This window comes from Pedobacter ghigonis (assembly GCF_903166585.1).
In the GTDB taxonomy this organism is placed as follows: Bacteria; Bacteroidota; Bacteroidia; order Sphingobacteriales; family Sphingobacteriaceae; genus Pedobacter; species Pedobacter ghigonis.
In genome coordinates, this window is sequence record NZ_CAESCM010000005.1 from 231079 (window position 1) to 249617 (window position 18539).

9 protein-coding genes are annotated in these 18539 nt (G+C 42.8%); 7 read left to right on the forward strand and 2 right to left on the reverse strand.

Going from position 1 to position 18539, the window contains the following annotated elements; all coding sequences use genetic code 11:
- Nucleotides 1-5 precede the first annotated feature (5 nt).
- The 7 genes from HWV58_RS10000 to HWV58_RS10030 all read left to right on the forward strand — a co-directional run bounded on the left by HWV58_RS10000 (nucleotide 6) and on the right by HWV58_RS10030 (nucleotide 13726).
- Nucleotides 6-3257 carry a SusC/RagA family TonB-linked outer membrane protein gene (locus tag HWV58_RS10000; protein WP_175633968.1) on the forward strand — a complete coding sequence of 1084 codons (3252 nt, stop codon included), beginning with the start codon at nucleotides 6-8 and terminating at the stop codon, nucleotides 3255-3257.
- An 11-nt stretch (nucleotides 3258-3268) separates the two neighbouring features.
- Complete coding sequence (locus tag HWV58_RS10005; protein WP_175633969.1) at nucleotides 3269-4759, forward strand: RagB/SusD family nutrient uptake outer membrane protein; 1491 nt, start codon at nucleotides 3269-3271, stop codon at nucleotides 4757-4759.
- Nucleotides 4760-4766: 7 nt separating this feature from the next.
- Nucleotides 4767-6587, forward strand: coding sequence for a fasciclin domain-containing protein (locus tag HWV58_RS10010; RefSeq protein ID WP_175633970.1), 1821 nt, complete (start codon nucleotides 4767-4769; stop codon nucleotides 6585-6587).
- A 63-nt stretch (nucleotides 6588-6650) separates the two neighbouring features.
- The gene (locus tag HWV58_RS10015) at nucleotides 6651-8075 is read left to right on the forward strand and encodes a fasciclin domain-containing protein (protein ID WP_175633971.1); all 1425 of its coding nucleotides are present in this window, start codon (nucleotides 6651-6653) and stop codon (nucleotides 8073-8075) included.
- A 26-nt stretch (nucleotides 8076-8101) separates the two neighbouring features.
- Nucleotides 8102-11365, forward strand: coding sequence for a SusC/RagA family TonB-linked outer membrane protein (locus HWV58_RS10020; protein ID WP_175633972.1), 3264 nt, complete (start codon nucleotides 8102-8104; stop codon nucleotides 11363-11365).
- 24 nt (nucleotides 11366-11389) lie between these two features.
- The gene (locus HWV58_RS10025) at nucleotides 11390-13138 is read left to right on the forward strand and encodes a RagB/SusD family nutrient uptake outer membrane protein (protein ID WP_175633973.1); all 1749 of its coding nucleotides are present in this window, start codon (nucleotides 11390-11392) and stop codon (nucleotides 13136-13138) included.
- A 171-nt stretch (nucleotides 13139-13309) separates the two neighbouring features.
- A complete protein-coding gene (locus HWV58_RS10030; RefSeq protein ID WP_175633974.1) occupies nucleotides 13310-13726 on the forward strand; it encodes a DUF805 domain-containing protein in 417 nt (138 codons plus the stop codon).
- Between the two features lie 55 nt (nucleotides 13727-13781).
- Here HWV58_RS10030 and HWV58_RS10035 read toward each other — a convergent pair whose 3' ends face one another.
- Both HWV58_RS10035 and HWV58_RS10040 read right to left on the reverse strand, forming a co-directional pair.
- The gene (locus HWV58_RS10035) at nucleotides 13782-15443 is read right to left on the reverse strand and encodes a GH39 family glycosyl hydrolase (protein ID WP_175633975.1); all 1662 of its coding nucleotides are present in this window, start codon (nucleotides 15441-15443) and stop codon (nucleotides 13782-13784) included.
- A 17-nt stretch (nucleotides 15444-15460) separates the two neighbouring features.
- The gene (locus HWV58_RS10040) at nucleotides 15461-18430 is read right to left on the reverse strand and encodes a glycoside hydrolase family 2 protein (RefSeq protein ID WP_217706972.1); all 2970 of its coding nucleotides are present in this window, start codon (nucleotides 18428-18430) and stop codon (nucleotides 15461-15463) included.
- Between the last annotated feature and the right edge of the window lie 109 nt (nucleotides 18431-18539).

The window sequence follows — 18539 nt, forward strand, 5'->3', positions numbered from 1 at the left end:
CGGATATGACTAAAAAATATACATTAGGCTTAGGTGCTTTGCTGTGCTTTTTACTGGCATCGTTTATGGCCAATGCGCAGCAAATTAATTACGTGCGGGGGAAAATCATCGATAAAAAGGATAAGCAGCCTATTATTGGTGCTTCGGTTGTAATTGTTGATAAAGACCGCCGGGTAATCAAAGGAGTGTCATCAGATATTGATGGAAATTACACCTTACCAGTAGCCGATAAATCTTACCGCATTTCAGTTTCCTATATCGGGTACAAATCAACCGCGCCTATTGCGATTGATAAGGCAACGATTAACTTTCAGTTAGAGTCGGCCGATAACCAGATGGATGAGGTGCAGATTGTTTCGAAAGCAAAAACCGATAACGGTAGCGGTATGAGCATCGATAAGCGCGATCAGACTTCGGCCATCGGTACCATTAATGCAAAAGAGCTCGAAGATATGCAGGCGGCCTCTATTGATCAGGCTTTACAGGGCAGGCTTGCAGGTTTGGATATTGCAGCGAGTAGCGGCGATCCGGGAGCACCAATGCAGATCCGGATCAGGGGTACATCTTCTATTAACGGCGCTGTAGATCCCTTAATTGTGGTAGATGGTATGCCTTACGATATTTCCATCCCATCTGATTTCAACTTTGCTACATCGGATGAAAACAACTATGGCCAGCTGTTAAATATAGCGCCATCCGATATTAAGGATATCAGTGTATTAAAGGATGCTGCCGCAACGGCAATCTGGGGTTCGAGGGCTGCCAATGGGGTACTGGTAATTAACACCAAACGCGGGGCAATGGGGCCACCGGCCATATCCTATAATTTTAAAGGTTCTTATTCGAAACAGCCAAGTGCCATACCCATGCTGAACGGTAATCAATACTCTACGTTAATTCTGGAAGAGTTTTACAATGCCGGCCGCCAGTTTTCTACTTCAGAGTTTGCTAAAGAATTTCAATACGACCCTAACGATCCTTACAACTTCTTTAATTACAGTAACAATACCGACTGGTTAAGTGCCATCACCCGGATCGGTTACCTGCAGGATCATAACCTGTCTATTTCCGGCGGTGGTGAAAAAGCCAAGTACAGGGCTTCGGTAAACTATTTCGATCAGCAGGGTACTACCCGAGGTACCAGTTTAGGACGTTTAAGTGCGCGTGTAAATCTGGATTATCAGGTGTCGAATAAAATCAGGTTCAGTGCCGATATCGTTTATACGCACGTTGATAACCAGAATTTGTATTCCAGATATGTCAGGGATATTGCCTATCAAAAAATGCCAAATCAAGCCGTTTATGAGTATGATGAATATGGCAATTTAACTTCAAATTACTTTAGTCCGCTTGCTACTGCACAAGGCACCTATCCGGGGACCTATAATCCATTGGCAATGGCAAATGCTGCCAGTAACCACCAAATCGGAGAAAGGATTATCCCAAAATTTGCTTTGCAGTATCAGATTATTCCGGAACTTTTAAGATTAAATGCAAATTTTCAGGTTGATATTAACAACTCTAAAACCAAAACCTTCCTGCCGCAAATAGCAACAGGCAGGCTGTTTACCGATGCGGTAGTAAATTCGGCTGGTGATGTTGATGGCGACGGATTTACAATGGCCACTAATTTAACCCTGGCTTATACCCCTAAGTTGGGCGCAAAACACGATCTGATTGCTTTTGCCAGGTTTGATAGTAATGATAGCCGCAGAACAGGCCAGGGGATGTTTGCTTCCAATACTGCTTCGTCTTATCTGGATGATCCCTCTATTGATGGACGTACAAATGCCGCAGGATCTGCCTATTCATCATTTGCGCAAAGCCGTTCGGTAGGTTTGCTACTAAATGCACAATACAAATTTTTAGACCGTTATATCATTAATGCCGGTATCAGGGGAGATGGTAACTCTAAGTTTGGCCCTAATAACCGTTATGGTGTATTTCCTTCCGCATCGGTAAGGTGGAGGGTATCGGGAGAGCCTTTTATGAAACGCACCGAAAGATATATTGATGATTTGAGTTTCAGGGCCAGTTACGGTATTGTAGGTAATGCCCCACGTTACGACTATACTTACTTAAATGCCTACCAGAATTATGGTTTCAGCTATTTGGGGATGGCTGGTGTGTACTCAAGCAATCTCGAATTATCTGATTTAAGATGGGAAAAGGTAGCACAATCAAATCTTGGGGTAACACTTAATATGTTCAAAAATGCCATAAACATGGATTTTGATATCTACCGCAAGCGTACTACTGATCTTTTTTATCCGGGCATTGCCATCCCAACCTACAATGGTTACTCAGGGGTAGATATGAATGTGGGTACGATGGATAACCAGGGCTGGGAGTTTAACATCAACAGCACCTTAATCAGAAAGAAAAATTTCAGGTGGGATTTCAGCTTTAATATCTCGCACAATGAGAATATCATCCGCGAAATTTCGCCACTATACCCGAGAGAGAACAAAGGTAAAGTAACCTCGAATAATGTTTATAAGGTTTATATTCAGGAGAATAACCCGTTTGGCTCGTTTTACGGATTTAAATTTAAAGGGGTTTATAAAGATTTAAATTCAACAGTTGCTTTGGATGATAAAGGCAATCAGATTATTGGCCCCAATGGTCAGAAAGTGTACATGCGTTTTGCGTACCCTTCTATTGATTATGTTTTCCAGCCGGGCGACGCCATGTACGAAGACATTAATCACGATGGTAATATCGACTATAAGGATATTGTGTATTTAGGTAATGGTAACCCGAAACTAACTGGTGGTTTCGGAACCGGAATCACCATCAACGGAAATATCCGTTTCGGAGCCAATTTCAGTTACCGTACCGGCTACCAGATTATCAATGGTACCAAAATCACCACCACCAATATGAATGCTTTCAGTAACCAGAGTACGGCTGTATTGAGAAGATGGCGCGCAGAAGGTGATGTAACCGATATGCCAAGAGCAGTTTATTCAGTTGGTTACAATTACTTAGGATCAGACCGCTACATAGAAGATGGTTCCTACCTGCGTTTGCGCAGCATTACCCTGAAATACGATTTCAGCAAAAATTTTATGAAAAGGATTGGCATGAAAAGCTTAAGTGCCAATTTGATGATGGAGAATGTGTTAACCTTTACCAAATATACCGGTCAGGATCCTGAGGTGCCGGTAAAATTAACCGCATTTTCTACTGTAATCGATAACTCTACTACGCCACCTATTAAAACGGTGACTTTAGGTTTAACTGCAAACTTTTAATCAGCCATAAAATGAAAAAGATAATATACAGCACAGGCATAATTATGATGCTGATCATGAGTAGCTCATGTAAAAAGTGGTTGGATTTACAGCCCCGGGATGGGATTACAAGGCAAGGCTTCTGGAAAACCAAAGAAGATATTCAGGCTGCAGTAGCAGGTTGTTATGCTTCTTTACTGGCCCCGCCTCCGGGTGTTGGCGATAAAGCCCTAACCGAGTACCTGTTTATGTATGGCGAAATGCGCGCCGATATGATTTCGATAGGTCCGGGTAGTACCATCGAAGAAAAAGATATTTTCGATAACAACCTGGTATCGAGCAATACGACCATCAAGTGGGATGCCTTTTACCGCACCATCAATTACTGCAATACGGTATTGGATTTTGCTCCCGGCGTAAAACAAAACGACCCTACGCTTACCGATGCACAATTAAATGCCTACCTCAGCGAAGCATTGGCACTGCGGAGCATGATGTATTTTTACCTGGTTAGGAATTATCGCGATGTACCGCTAAAACTTACTTCTTCATCAAAAGATACCGATTTAGAGGAATTACCTAAATCATCCGCTGCAGATATTTTGAACCGGATTATTGCAGATTTAAAAAAGGCCGAAGCAGGTGTTGTAAGTACTTACGGCAATACAGTATCGGATAAGGGCAGGATAACCAAATTTAGTGTAAATGCTTTACTGGCGGATGTGTATTTATGGATGGATAATTACAGTGCTTGTATTGCCGAATGTACTAAAGTAATCAGCTCGCAAAAATTTGCCATGCAAAATGCAAGCGGAAGCTGGTACAACAATGTATTTTACAATGGCAGCTCAACCGAAACTATATTCGAATTTAACAACCAGCAGGAAACAGGTGCTGTAAGCAATATTTTTTACAATTTATTAATTCAATCGAGAAGGCGTTTTGTAGCTTCTCCATTTCTGTTAACCGATCTTTTTGTACCCGATCCGATAGATCCGGCACGTAATTACGATATCCGCGGCGATGGAACTTTTTTCAGGGGCTCCGATTCGAATATCATTAAATATGGCACAGAAAACCCTTCGTATGTAAACTGGCAGGCCTATCGCATTACTGATGTACTGATGATGGAAGCAGAGGCCATGGCGTTAACACCAGGGAGAGAGCAGGAAGCTATTGATATTTTAAATACCATTGTTACCAAACGCAATGTAGGTACTGTAACACTTCCATCTTTAAACACAAGTGATCCCGATGGTATCTGCGATTTCATACTCGAAGAACGTGCACGCGAGTTTGCTTTCGAAGGAAAACGCTGGTACGATGTACTGAGAATGTCGAAACGAGATAATTACAGAAGGATTAGCATTTTATTGGATATGGTCTCCAGAACAGTTTCCTCGGCGGTACAGCAATCGGCCATGACCAAATTCAGAGATGTTAACAGCCACTATCTGCCAATAAACGATACCGAACTCTTTGCAGATTCAAAATTAGTTCAAAATCCATTTTACACTAAATAATTAAGCCATGAAAAATAATTTCAATGTTCGCAATCTTATGGTATTGGCAATTGTTTTTGCTTTCAGTATTGCGCTTATCGGTGCGTGTAAAAGAGAATCTTATACACAAACTACCAACGATGATGTAAACATTACTGGCTACCTGGATAAATTTCCGGCCAAATTCTCCTTAATGAAACAGATTGTTGAACAATCTGGTACTGCCGGATTTTTGGGTGCTTATGGAAAATATACACTGTTTACCCCAACCAACGATGCCGTAACGGCCTGGTTAAAAACCAAGGGTAAAAATTCGGTTTCTGATTTAAGCGTAGAGGAAGCCAAAGATATCGTTAAAATCCACTTATTGGCCGATACCGTAGCCACCAATAAATTTACCGATGGTAAATTGGCGCAGATTACGCTTTATGGTCAGTATTTACAAACCGGAATCAAAAACGAGGCCGGAGAAAGCAATTACATCGTTAATAAACTGGCCAAAATAACCCAATCAAATGTAAGGGTGGGGAATGGTATTATTCACGTTATCGATCATGTGCTAACTCCTGTTACTTTATCATCAGCAGCCATGATCGAAGCCAGCGGTCGTTATAAATATTTTACCCAGGCACTGAAAGAAACTGGTTTTTACGATTCGTTAAATGTTGCGCAAGCTGCGGTTACCGATACTACACGGCGGTTTCAAACCGTTGTGCTCGAGTCTGATTCGGCTTTAGTTGCTGCTGGTTATGCCAATTACGCAGCATTTAAGGCCCGTTATTCAAAAACAGGCAACCCCAAAAGCCATGCCGATAGTTTGTGGTTATACATGGCTTATCACGTTTCAACCGGACCAAGTTATACACCTGATATTATTACCAGTCCGGCCATTTATACCCTGGCACCAAAAGAAATTATCACCACCAAATTTGCTGGTCAGAAAATTTTATTAAACGAAGATGAATACAATGGGGTAGTAGAACCCGGTGTAGAAATTAACAGGACTTTTAGTGATGTTACTACTGCTAACGGGGTATTACACGAAGTTAAAAAGCCTTTCACCATAAAAGTGCGCTTGCAGATTCCGGTTTATTTTGATGTATGCGATCAACCAGAATTAAGGGCGAACCCTAAATGGAGAGGAGTGGCGGCCGGAACGATACCATTAATTGCCAATGGCGCCAGTGTTTTGAGTGGGTTGATTTTTAACAACCCCTCAAAAACCACTACACCTGAGAACTACGACTATGTAATTGTGCCGGGCAGCACCCGTAAATACAATGCCAACGATATGTTTAACCTATCGATGGGAACCAATACAGCCAGGGCACAATGGATTGAATTAAAAACGCCGATGCTGGTAAAAGGTAAATACAAAGTGTGGATTTGTTATGCCTCTAACAGCAGTGCCTGTGCTTACCAGGTTGGTGTAGATGTAGGCAGGGCAGGTGAGCAGATCTTACCGAATATCGTCGATTTCAGACAATCACTAGGTTCATCGGGTGTTTCCAGTAGTACCGCAGGTTTGGCTTCTGCCGATCCATTAATGCTAACTAATGGTTTTAAACGATACATGGCAACTACGGCCGAAAGTGTGGTGGTAAATGGCGCAACCATTAAAGGCGGATTGCAAATTAATACCACCGGATGGGATCTGAACGTGGGCAGGCTGGCTGGTACTGTTGATATTGGCACAACCGACAGGCATTGGATCAGGTTAACGGTAATTAGTACCGGTTTGGGTTCTAATAGTTTTACCTGGCTGGATATGATCCATTTCATTCCGGTAGATGCCGACCAAAATTATCCTCGCTTTTCAACGCAAGGCTATCAGTTCCCTAAACCATAGCAAAATTTTGCCAGGTGTTTAGTCCTGGCAAACTAATTTGTTTTTAACGTTAATAACTTTTAAATGAAAAAAAACATACTCCATATCCTGTTAGTGTTAGCCACAATAATTGGGTTAAACGGTTGTAAGAATGCCGTGGATGAACATAACGAAATTGTAAATGTTGATTTTAGTACCGATCTGCTGCAGAAAATTGCAGGTCAGGCTAACCTGAGCAAGTTTACCGAATATGTGAGAAGTACAGGCTACGATAAAGTACTGAGCTCATCGCAAACCTATACCGTTTGGGCACCTACCAACGATGCATTGGCTACGCTTGATGCGGCCATTGTAAGCGATCCAGTTAAACTGAAAGATTTCGTGGCCAATCACATTGGCTTAACCGCTACGCCCGCACCAAAAAGGGTAACCGATACCGTTAAAGTATTGCTGCAAAATAAAAAATATGCCACCATGGTAGGGCCAACTTTTGAAGAAGCCGCCGTGGTAGGGAATCCTGCTTTTCTAAAGAATGGTGCTTTATATATAATTGATAAAGCGGTACCTACCAAGCTAAATGTTTGGGATTTTATGCTCGGCAGTACCGATGCGCCCCTTCAAAGTAGTTTCATTGCTAATTTATCTATACAGGTTATCGATACGGCTAATGCTTCCATCATTGGTTACAATGCTCTGGGCAACCCCATATTTGCACCCAACCCGCCAATGGTACCCCGAAACTTTTACTGGAACAGTGTAGCCGATTTAAGGGTAGAAAGTCAGCAGTATACCTTTTTTATGTTACAGGATGCTACTTACACTAGTGAGCGCAACCGTTTAGAGCCTTTTTATCCTAACGGAAGTTCATTTGTACTGGTGCGCGATCTGGTAGCTAAAGGCTTGTACACGCCAGATAAATTGCCTGACACTTTGATTTCGACAAGAGGGGTGAAAATTCCGGTTAAAAAATCGGCCATCGTAAAATCGTACCGGGCCAGTAACGGAATGGTGTATGTGATGAATGCCTTGCCTTTCAGAACCAGGGATAAAGTGCCCACCTTTAAAATAGAGGGCGAATTACCCATTGGTTTCCGATCGGATAGGTCGGGTAATACCCTGTACCGGTTAAAGCTGGATGATAAAGGCATTGCCTACAAAGATATTGAGGTATATAACCATGGTGTTGCCGAATATTACATTAACTACCTGGCCTCGGTTGCGGCCGTTAAATATAAGGTTTACGCGAGGGCCATATCGGGTGCGCAGGGCGATTCGCAAGTAGCAAATTTTACACAACGCTACTTTGTTTACAACCCAACAACATTGGTTTACGATTTATTTGCCACGCAAATTGTAACCCCTTTAAATTACGCAGAAGTGTATCTGGGCGATTATACGCCGCAACAGTTCGGAACCCTGCAACTCCGCTTAATGGCAGCCAATACCGCAACCAAAGACCAGAATACGCTCATTTTAGATTACCTGCGCTTTGAACCTATTCTTCCTTAAACCGTAATCTGATTCAAAAAAAGACTATGCATAATTTTACCATCATAAAAAAAGGAATTTCGCTTGTATTGTTTGGGCTCATGTTCTCGGCAGTGGCTTTCGCACAGCAAACCGATACCAGCAGAAAAGATTCGGCGCAGTACAGTACTGATACAACCACTGTTAGGGTGAAACAAAAAAAACTGGTTGGCCAGAAAATAACAGGTATTGTGGTAGATGGGTACACCAATAAACCCATAACCGGGGTTAAATTAACCATTACCGATTTTTCGGGTGCCTTAACCGATAACAATGGCAAGTTTACCATTATTGTTCCCGATTATAACGCAACCTTGCTGGTTAGTTTTACCAATTACCACACCAAGTTATTACCGGTGCACAAAGGAAAACTGGCCACCATTAAAATTTATCCCAGCAATTACAATTCGTTGTTTACCGAAGTGGCTTTGCCTGCAAGTACACAAAACCTGGCACGCTCATCAGCGGCTTTAAGCTATTTAAACCCGCAGGGTGGCTGGGCAGTTAATTCTGAAACCCCCGATAGTTACTTACAAGGCCGTTTGGCGGGTGTTAATGCCACCAGGCGATCGGGTACACCAGGTATTGGCGCCGATGTATTTGTACGTGGCTTTACTTCATTGTATGCTACCAACCAACCTTTGTATGTAGTAGATGGCATGCCTTATGATGCCAATTCGTATGGTACTTCGCTAACCACCGGGCATCGCAATAACCCTTTACAGTTTATTGATGTACGCGATATCGAAAACGTTACGCTTATTAAAGATGCATCGGCCGCTGCGGTTTATGGTACCAAGGCCGCAAATGGGGTAATGCTCATTACCACCAGCCATGCCAAAGACCTTGCTACGCTCATCGATTTTTCGGCTTACACCGGCGTTAACTTAAGACCTAAAAACATCAATGTAATGGGGGTCGACGATTTTCGTAGCTACCTTTCGGATGTGTTGAAAAGCCAGGGATTAAGTGCCGGTGCAATCGCAGCCCAGCCTTATATGAACGATGACCCTAACCCTGCCAACAACCCAAATTATCCGATGTACCACCAAAATACAAACTGGCAGGATAAGGTTTTTAAGAACAGCATCGATCAGAGCTATTTTTTAAAGGTTAGTGGAGGAGATAACATTGCCAAATATGCACTTTCGGCAGGTTACTCGGCCGAGAAGGGTGTGATCGATTCAACGAACAACAACAAATACTCGATGCGTTTTAACAGTGATCTGAACTTAACCAAAAAACTGACCGGTAATACCAATTTATCGTTCACTTATACCGAGCAACGGTTAAAAGACCAGGGCTTAGCGCCCAATTCTAACCCCGTATTCTTATCGCTGGTAAAAGCACCATTTTTAGCTGTTAACGAAATCAGTTCAACAGGGGCGGTTTCACCTAACCTGGCCGATGCAGATACTTTAGGGGTAAGTAATCCACGGGCGTTAATAGAAAAAGGCCTGAACCAGAAAAAAGCCTACCGCTTTTTTGGTAACATTAATTTCGATTACGCTTTTAACAAAACATTTAAACTTTCTAACCTAACCGGGGTAACTTACGATAAAACGCAGGAAACTTTATTTATTCCACGCAAAGGCGTAACCAACGAAGTTTTGCCAACTACCATTGGCGATAGTAAACTGGGCACGCAAGTAATTCGTTATTTCAGTGTTTTCGATGATTTGCGTTTGAGTTTCGACCGCAGGTTTGGCAATGGCCATACTTTACATGCTGCATTGGGTACGCGCTATACTTCGGCCAAAAGCGAGCAAGACTATGCCATTGGTTACAACTCGGCTACCGATGTACTAATCAGTATAGGCAACAGTAACGCTGCTTTACGCTATTTTGGTGGCGATATTGGCAAATGGAGCAATTTAAACAGTTATTTAACGGCCGATTACAATTACAAGGACAAATATTACTTAAGTTTTAATGCTGCGGTAGATCAGTCGTCGAGGTTCGGTAGGAGGGATATTTCTTCGTCGGTACGATACATTGGCGGTTATGGTTTAGATATCCTGGGCAATAAATCGGCTATTCTGCCAGCCATAAGCGGAGCCTGGCTAATTTCTTCCGAAAGCTTTATGCGCGATTATAAATACATCGATTTATTGAAATTCAGGTTAGGCTACGGTTTGGTTGGAAACGATGATATTGGTAATTATAACAACAGGCAGTATTACATTTCTCAGAACCTTTTGGGTTTACAAGGGGTAGTTAGGGGCAACATTGCCAATCCGGCCATCCAATGGGAAAGTGTAGCTAAATTCAATACCGGTGTTGATGCTTCATTTTTTAACGAACGTTTAAGCTTTAGCCTCGATTATTACATCCATACCACAGGTAAAATGCTGGCATACGTACCGGTTGCTTCTGTAGGTGGCATTAATTCATATATCGATAACCAGGCAGGTATGCGCACTTCGGGTTTAGACTTTGGTTTAAACGGCCGCATTTTAAATAAAACCTTTAAATGGGATCTTGGTATAAACCTGGGCACCTATAAAAATAAAGTGAACAGTTTACCGGGTAGTACCGATATTTTAACCAATTATGCCAATGGTACTTATTTAACCCGTGTGGGTCAAACGGCTAATTTGTTTTATGGTCAGCGCACCGATGGCGTATATGCCAGCACGGCTGAGGCTACTGCTGCAGGCCTGTCTATCAGGAATAGCTCAGGTGTATTGGTGCCTTTTACCGGTGGCGACACTAAATTTATCGATACCAACGGTGATAAAATCATCAGTGATGCAGACCGCATGGTAATCGGTAATCCGAATCCCGATCTTTATGGCAGTATTAACAATACTTTCAGCTATAAAAACTGGAGTTTGGATGTACTTTTCTCTTTTGTTACCGGTAACGATATTTATAACTATACCCGTTCGGTACTCGAATCAGGAAACAGCTATTACAACCAAACCGATATTATGCGTAACCGCTGGCGGGGCGAAGGTCAGGTAACCAATGTACCTAAAGCCAGCTATGGCGACCCAATGGGGAACGCACAATTTTCTGATCGCTGGATTGAAGACGGCTCATACCTGCGTTTGCGCACTTTAAATTTAACCTACAACGTACCACTTAAAGCCAGGGCAATTAAATACGCAAAACTATATGCAACAGCCAATAATGTATTTACGCTAACTAACTATTTGGGCTACGATCCGGAGCTGAGCGCAACGGGCAGCATTTTTACACAAGGTGTAGATACCACTTTGGAGCCACAGTTCAGGTCGTTCCAGTTGGGTGTTAGAATTGGTTTATAATTGATAAAGTATAAAAAGATGAAGATGGATTTTAATAAAAAAGTTATTGCCCTTTTAGCAGTAGCCCTGCTTGCAACAGGTTCATGGTCGTGCAAAAAAATTACCGACGAGGTGCCCGAAGATAAACTCGATATTACCAATGCCTATCAGAACACGGCCGATGCTGATGCTGCGGTAATTGGTATTTATGGTCAGTTTTTAGGACTCGAAAAACTCTATATTTTACAAAACGAGGTACGTGCAGATTTGGTAGATGTAACCGGCAATGCCGATGCTTATTTAAAGCAGCTGGCTAACCATACCACTACCAAAGATAATCCTTATATCGATCCAAGGCCATATTACGCAGTGATATTAAACATCAACGATGCCTTAAAAAACTTCAATATCATGGTGGCCGATCATAAAATGAGTGTTGATGATTACAACAAGCATTACTCCGATCTGGGCGCGCTACGTAGCTGGATTTACTTACAGCTTGGGGCACAATATGGAAGTGTTCCATACATTACCGATCCGGTTGAGAATGTAGAAGATGTTAAAAATTTAAATTTATATCCCCGTATTTCTTTCGATGATTTGTTAACGCGACTGATCGATTTTACCGAAAAACTACCTTATAAGGAAGTATATGCTTATCCGGCAGGAAATTCGTTAATTGTAAGTATTGATGGGCAGAACACCCAGAAAATATTCATTTGTAAACCCTTCGTGCTGGGCGATTTATATTTGTGGAAAGGTAATTATTTAAAGGCGGCAGAAAATTACGCCAAAATAATGAATATAGAGAACAACAATACCAATATCAACATTCAGTTTGATGTGTATAAAGTTGTTGGCTACCTCAGTTCGGCCTATAACGACCTTACTGTGCGTTATACCAGAGCACAAGATGAAGGTGCTTTAATTACTGATGGTGGATGGCGCAATATGTTTATACAGCCCACCAATAATACCACCTGGAATTCTGAGTTTTTCTGGGGTATTCCGTATAATCCCAATTATAAACCGGGCAATCCCATGGTCGAAGTTTGCTCTTCATTGTATGGTAAATATTTAATTAAACCATCGCAGGTGGCTATCGATAACTGGAATTCGCAAAGGCAATACAGCGGTATCCCTTACGATGCCCGTGGAAAATTATCTTACGAAAATTCGGTTGCCGGCCCGGTAATTACCAAACTCACCGATAATAATACTCCTTTAAACAGTTTCAATAAGGGCGGAAAATGGGGCATATATAGAGCTGGTTTGTTACACCTGCGTTTTGCTGAAGCTGCAAACCGTGATGGACAAGGTAAATTGGGCTGGGCTTTTATGAATATCGGTATTCAGGATACTTATTATACCGGTACCTACGTAAGTGGCGCAAAATCTCCGGTTTCTACTGCCGAGATTAATACCATGCAAACACCTTATCCAACTACTTCGCCTTATTACTTTGATGCCAGAAGCAATTCAGATTATAAATCGCCCTGGTACCGGAATACAGGCATCAGAAACCGTGCGGGGGTAAGGGCTATTGATGTGAGTTTCCAAACCGATATGCTGGGTTTAGAAGGTAAGTTAATTGATGAAGATGCTTTGGAACTGGCTTTTGAAGGTAACCGCTGGCCAGATTTGGTGCGTGTTGCCCGCAGACAAAATAATCCGGCGTTTCTTGCAGAGCGTGTTTATCAGAAATTATTAAAAGCTGGCGATCCGAATGCAAGTGCCACCAGATCGAAACTGATGACACCAGCAAACTGGTATTTGCCGTTCGACTGGAAATAAGCGTTGTAAAAAAATAGAAGTGTAGTCGTTTTTTATGTAGTCGTTTTTTGACTACATAAAAAACGACTACTTTTTTGTGACAATTTTTTGGTCACAGAGGATTTGGTCACAAAAATTTGAAAGTTTAAAAAATAACCTATTTTAGCATCCACCAAATAATCAAACGCACTCATGTTTAAATCTGTTTTTTCTTTTGAAGGTCGCATCCGTCGTACCGAGTATGCCCTTTCCCGTATTTTTTGTTTAATACTAATCGTTTTTATTGTTGCTGCTGCCGAAGGTGGTTCAGAGGCTATGGGTATATTAATGTTAATTCCAGCTTACATTTTGATCGCGCAAAGTGCTAAACGTTGTCACGACAGAGGTAATTCTGGCTGGTGGATGTTAATCCCATTTTATGGTTGGGTTTTGTTTTTTGGCGATAGCGATTACGGACCTAACGAATATGGCGATAACCCTAAGGGAGAAGGTAACGATGATCCGTATTATGGAGCTGATTTTCAAAAGCTGTTTAATGTAGCGCCTGTTACTACCAATCAGCACCCGGGAGGAGAGGATAACGGGAGCACAGTTGGTCGTGATTTGTAATCGCGACCTGACGATAGCTATCGGGTCCGCTCGAAATGACCCTAGGGGTTATGAATTACCAATCCAGCTTCAAAAACGAAACTCCTTGTCTGGGTAATAAAATTCCTATCTCCTTTAAATTGCTTTGCTTTACCGGCTTCCCAACCATTTTAAGCTGACCTGCTTTTTCGAGTAGCGCAATCTGTTTTGAATCGGGATTTTGTGGCGAGCCCATTTTTTTCCAAATTTCGTAAGCATTGCTGTTATCGCCATCTATGCGGTATTCGGTTAGGGTAACTGTTTTAAGGGGTAAGTTGTTGAGCAAAACCCTTACCGAATCCTGGGTGCCTGTTTTGTCTTCATCGTGGTAATTCCACACCAACACCGAAGCTGATTTTTCTGCTTTTGCGGCCAGTGCGCCAATATCGGTTTGTGGTTTCCTGATACTCGAATCGAGTACCGACCTGAGCGCATACATGCGGTTACTTCTGGTTTCTACACGGTTGCCTTTCATCATCCCAAACATCCTGAAAACATTCAGCACAGGTTTATCAACTCCGTTGGTGGCTAAATCTCTAAAACCGGCAAACCAGGGCTGGTTTTCGAACTCGAACGACCAGGTTACTGCGCCCAGCAGGTTAATTTTATACAGATCGGTAAGTGCATACAAGCGGGCAAACGAAGCAGCGGTGTAGCTCGAGTACATGGTGCCATTGCGGTAAGCATTTTCGGGGTTGGTGGCCATACCACAGGCTGCACAGCCTTCAGGGTCTGACTCGCCGATAATAACCGGGATATTTTTAAGTTGCGGGTATTTGGCAATTACGCGGTAGTTCGATTCCATATTGCGCAGCTGGGCCCTGATATCCATCACTACTGTGCCGTTTATCACGCGGGGCGATCCTTTGGCATGAAAAAGAACAGCATCTAAAGGCGAACCGATTTTTCCTGTTAAATAATTGGTATCGCTTAAGCAGTGTTTAATAAAGGCATCAAGGTATTTGGAAGCTCCGCCGGTAACATTTGCACCACCAATTCTGGCTGTGGGGAGCGCACGTTTCAAACCATCGGCGGCATAATCATAAAGTTTAAAAAACTCAGCCTGTGTACCTTTCCAATAGGCACCATCCGGTTCGTTCCAAACTTCCCAGTACCAGCTTTCTACTTCGGCTTTGCCATAGCGGGCTACACTGTGTTTTACCCATTCGTAAACCAGGTTGCTCCATTTTTGGTAATCTTTGGGTGGGTAGGCCCATCCGGTTTCGATCACACTGTATTTTGCTCCTGGTTTCCATTGGTGCTGATAGGGAATAGGATTGGTTGATAAAGCCTCGGGCATAAAACCAATCTGCGCCAAAGGTTTCATGCCGCGTTTAACATAAGTATCGAAAATCTGGTCAACAATTTTCCAGTTGTATACGGGGTTGCCCTGGGCATCTTCGGTGTAGGCATTGGTTGAGCCCCATTTAAGTGCCGGTGTACCATCGCCCGAGGTGAGTAAATTATGTGCCCTTACATAAACCGGTACCGGACTGAGTTTCGAAATCTCCGTAAGCAGTTTCTGGCCATCCTTCATATACGTATAATTCGGCTCATCGTAACCAAACCAGGCCCAAACGGGTTTCATTGGCGCAATTGGCTGGTTAAAATTTACCTCAATACTGGTTTTGTTTTGGGCAAAGCTTGCTGAAACCATTAGGGTTTGAAGCAGCAGAATGGATATTTTTAATGCTTTCATAATAGTCATTGCTGTTTTTATGGGGTTTCAAAAATATCGGCTTCGATAATGCTTAAGCCACCTTTTAATTTGGTTTCTGCCCGGTTAACCCCATCATCCAGTTTTTTACCGTTAACTTCTACACCAATTGCTGCATTTTCTTTTTCTTTGCCCGAACCAAGCAATTGTATGGTTACGGTTTTTCCTTTTGTGGGTTTGCAGGTAGCGGTAAAATAACCTAAACTGGTTTTAGTTTCACCGTTAAACACTTCTTTACCATCAACACTAATGCGTAGCGGATAGGTTTTAGAACGGAAGCCATTTAATTTTAAAGCCACCTGGCTAACCGTACGCTCTTTCTCCAGGGTGTATTTAATCCAGGCCGTATTGATTTTTCCATCATTAACCCAATCGCTCAGTTCGTTGTCATCGTAACTCAATTGGGCTTTATCATTATTTGCGCCTGCTTCGGCGGCGATAATTTTAATCGTTTTACGCTGTACGGTAAATGAACTGCCTTTTGGCGTTTCGCCCTTGCTTAAATTCGGTTTTAACCCATCGGCCGGAAAGCTTGTTGCCAAACCGTTTTCTACCAGTACAGGAATGGTTTCTAAACCAATCGCAGCCGGTTTTAAACCATCGGCACTGGCGCTAAGGCTAATTTTACCAGCCTGCGTTAACGATCTGATTAAAACCCGGTTTACACCACCTTCTACGGGCAATACTTTCGATAAAATGAAATTATCAGGGCCTTGTGCCAATCCACCGCGCCATTCGGCAGGTCCGCTGAGCTCAAAATTAATGGTGTTTAAAGCTGTTGGGCACCTGTTTCCGTTTATATCTACCACTTCAACCTGAACCAGCGCTACATCGGCTCCATCGGCCTTAAAGCCTGCGGGGTTTTTAATGGCCGTAAGTTTTATAGCTACTGGTTTTCCGGCAGTTTTTAATTGTGTTTCGGCAAGTTTTTTGCCGGAAGCGTTGTACGACACCGCTTTTAGTGTACCCGGCTGATAAGCGATATGGTTAAAGGTAAACAAAAAGCCATCGCTCTTTTTACCAAAGCCTAAAGATTTGTTGTTCAGGATCAGTTCTACCTTATCGCCTGCGGCCACTACGTTTATATCCTTTTTAGTGCCGTTTTGGTAATTCCAGTGACCAATGATATAAATGCCTTCCTTTTTCGCATCTACCCAGCCATCCCACATCACTTTGTGTGCAAAAAAGCCATCTTTAGGTATGCGCATGGCATCTACCTCGCCACTGCGCCTGTAGTTTTCTTCGCCCCGGTGGTGGGTATTCGAATCAGAAAATATAATGTTTACCCCACCCGAACTTAGGCGGGTGCCCGTGCCTGGCCGTTCCTGGTAATATTCGTTCCAGCGGATTACATCTTCAATGGCATGGCTATTCATATTGCGGTTATAATCGCTGGCATCGGCTCCTTTATATTGCGGACCAGCACCATTTTTATGGTAAGGAGGCGAAAATTCATCCCAGTATTTGCGGAGGGCCTCATCGCGCGAGTACTCCATCGACCACAGTGGTTTGGTTGCACTTTTGTTAATGTAAAGCATCTCGCCACCATACTCGGCTTCGGGTATATCGAGCATTTCCCTCGATCCGATGGCCCGGTTGCCGTAGGGATCGTAGCTGTCGCGAATGGCTTTCATTTCTTTCATGTGTTCGGCACTGATCGATTCGTTTCCGCACTCGTAAAACAAAATGCTGGGGTTATTTCGGTTGTAAATAATCGCATCGCGCATTACGGCTTTTCTTTGGTCCCAGCGGGTGCCGGTTACATCTTTTTCCGAGTCGCCGGCAGGCATGGCCTGTATCAAACCTACGCGGTCGCACGATTCGATATCCTGTTTCCAGGGGGTAATGTGCATCCATCGAACCAGATTGGCATTGCTTTCTACCATGAGCTGGTTGCTGTAATCGCTTAGCCACGCCGGTACCGATAAACCAATGGCTGGCCATTCGTTGCTGCTCCGTTGTGCATAACCTTTCATCATCAATACCCGGTCGTTTAAGTACACCATGCCATTTTTAAACTCGGCCTTTCTAAAACCGGTTTGGGTGTTCAGTTCGTCGATAATGGTTCCGTTAACTTTTAATCGTGAGCTAACCGTATACAAATAGCCATAACCCCAGCTCCAGAAATGGAGTCCGTTAACCAATGATTCGGCCTTCAGTATTTTGGTTTCGCCTGGGGCAAGGCTTTGTGGGGCCGTTGCAAAAGTTTTAATCGTTTTCCCTTCGGTATCTTTTAATGCTACTTCGTAAACAACCATGCTGGCCTGACCGCTTTCGTTTTTTACTTCTGACTGCGATACGATGGTGGCCGATTTTTGACTGATGTTGAAATCTTTGGCATAAATGTAATTCCCGGTAGTTTGTAAAGTGGTGTAGAGTGGAAGCGTTTGATACACTTTACCGGTAACATGCAGTTTTACATTTTTCGAAATGCCGCCATAATTGGCATTAAAGTTTTTATCGTTCCATTGGTAGCCCGAATTGGTGGCTTTTTCCCGGTAGTTCCAGGCGTTATCTATTTTTACGGCGATTACATTTTCCTTATCTGCATTAATTAAATCGCTGATGTCGAAACCGAAAGCCATTACGCCGTTTTCGTGGCGGCCAATAAATTTGCCATTCAGGTAAAACTCGCCTGCTTGCCTGATACCTTCAAATTCCAGAAAAATTTTGTAGTTCTGGCTGTTTTGCGGCAGCTTAAAATGTTTGCGGTACCAGGCTATGCCGGTTGAGTGTTCTTCAATCGATTTTTTAAAGGCTTCATCTTCGTTCCAGGCGTGGGGCAGTGTGATGGCTTTCCAGCTTTGGTCGTTAAAATCAACCGATTCTGCACCTGGTATATCGCCTACGTATAGTTTCCATCCCGGATTAAAATTGTAGCTTGTTCTAACTGGTGGGCTTTGTTGTGAAAAAGCTTGCAGGCAGAAGATTATGCAAACCATAAGGGCGAGTAATTTTTTTTGGCTCATTTTTTAATTTTGATGATGGCTAGGAGCAATACTGGAATTATAAATCTTTGTAAGCGCTGATTGCGAAAAAAAGGTTAATAATGCCAGAAATATTTGGTTAAATGATGAT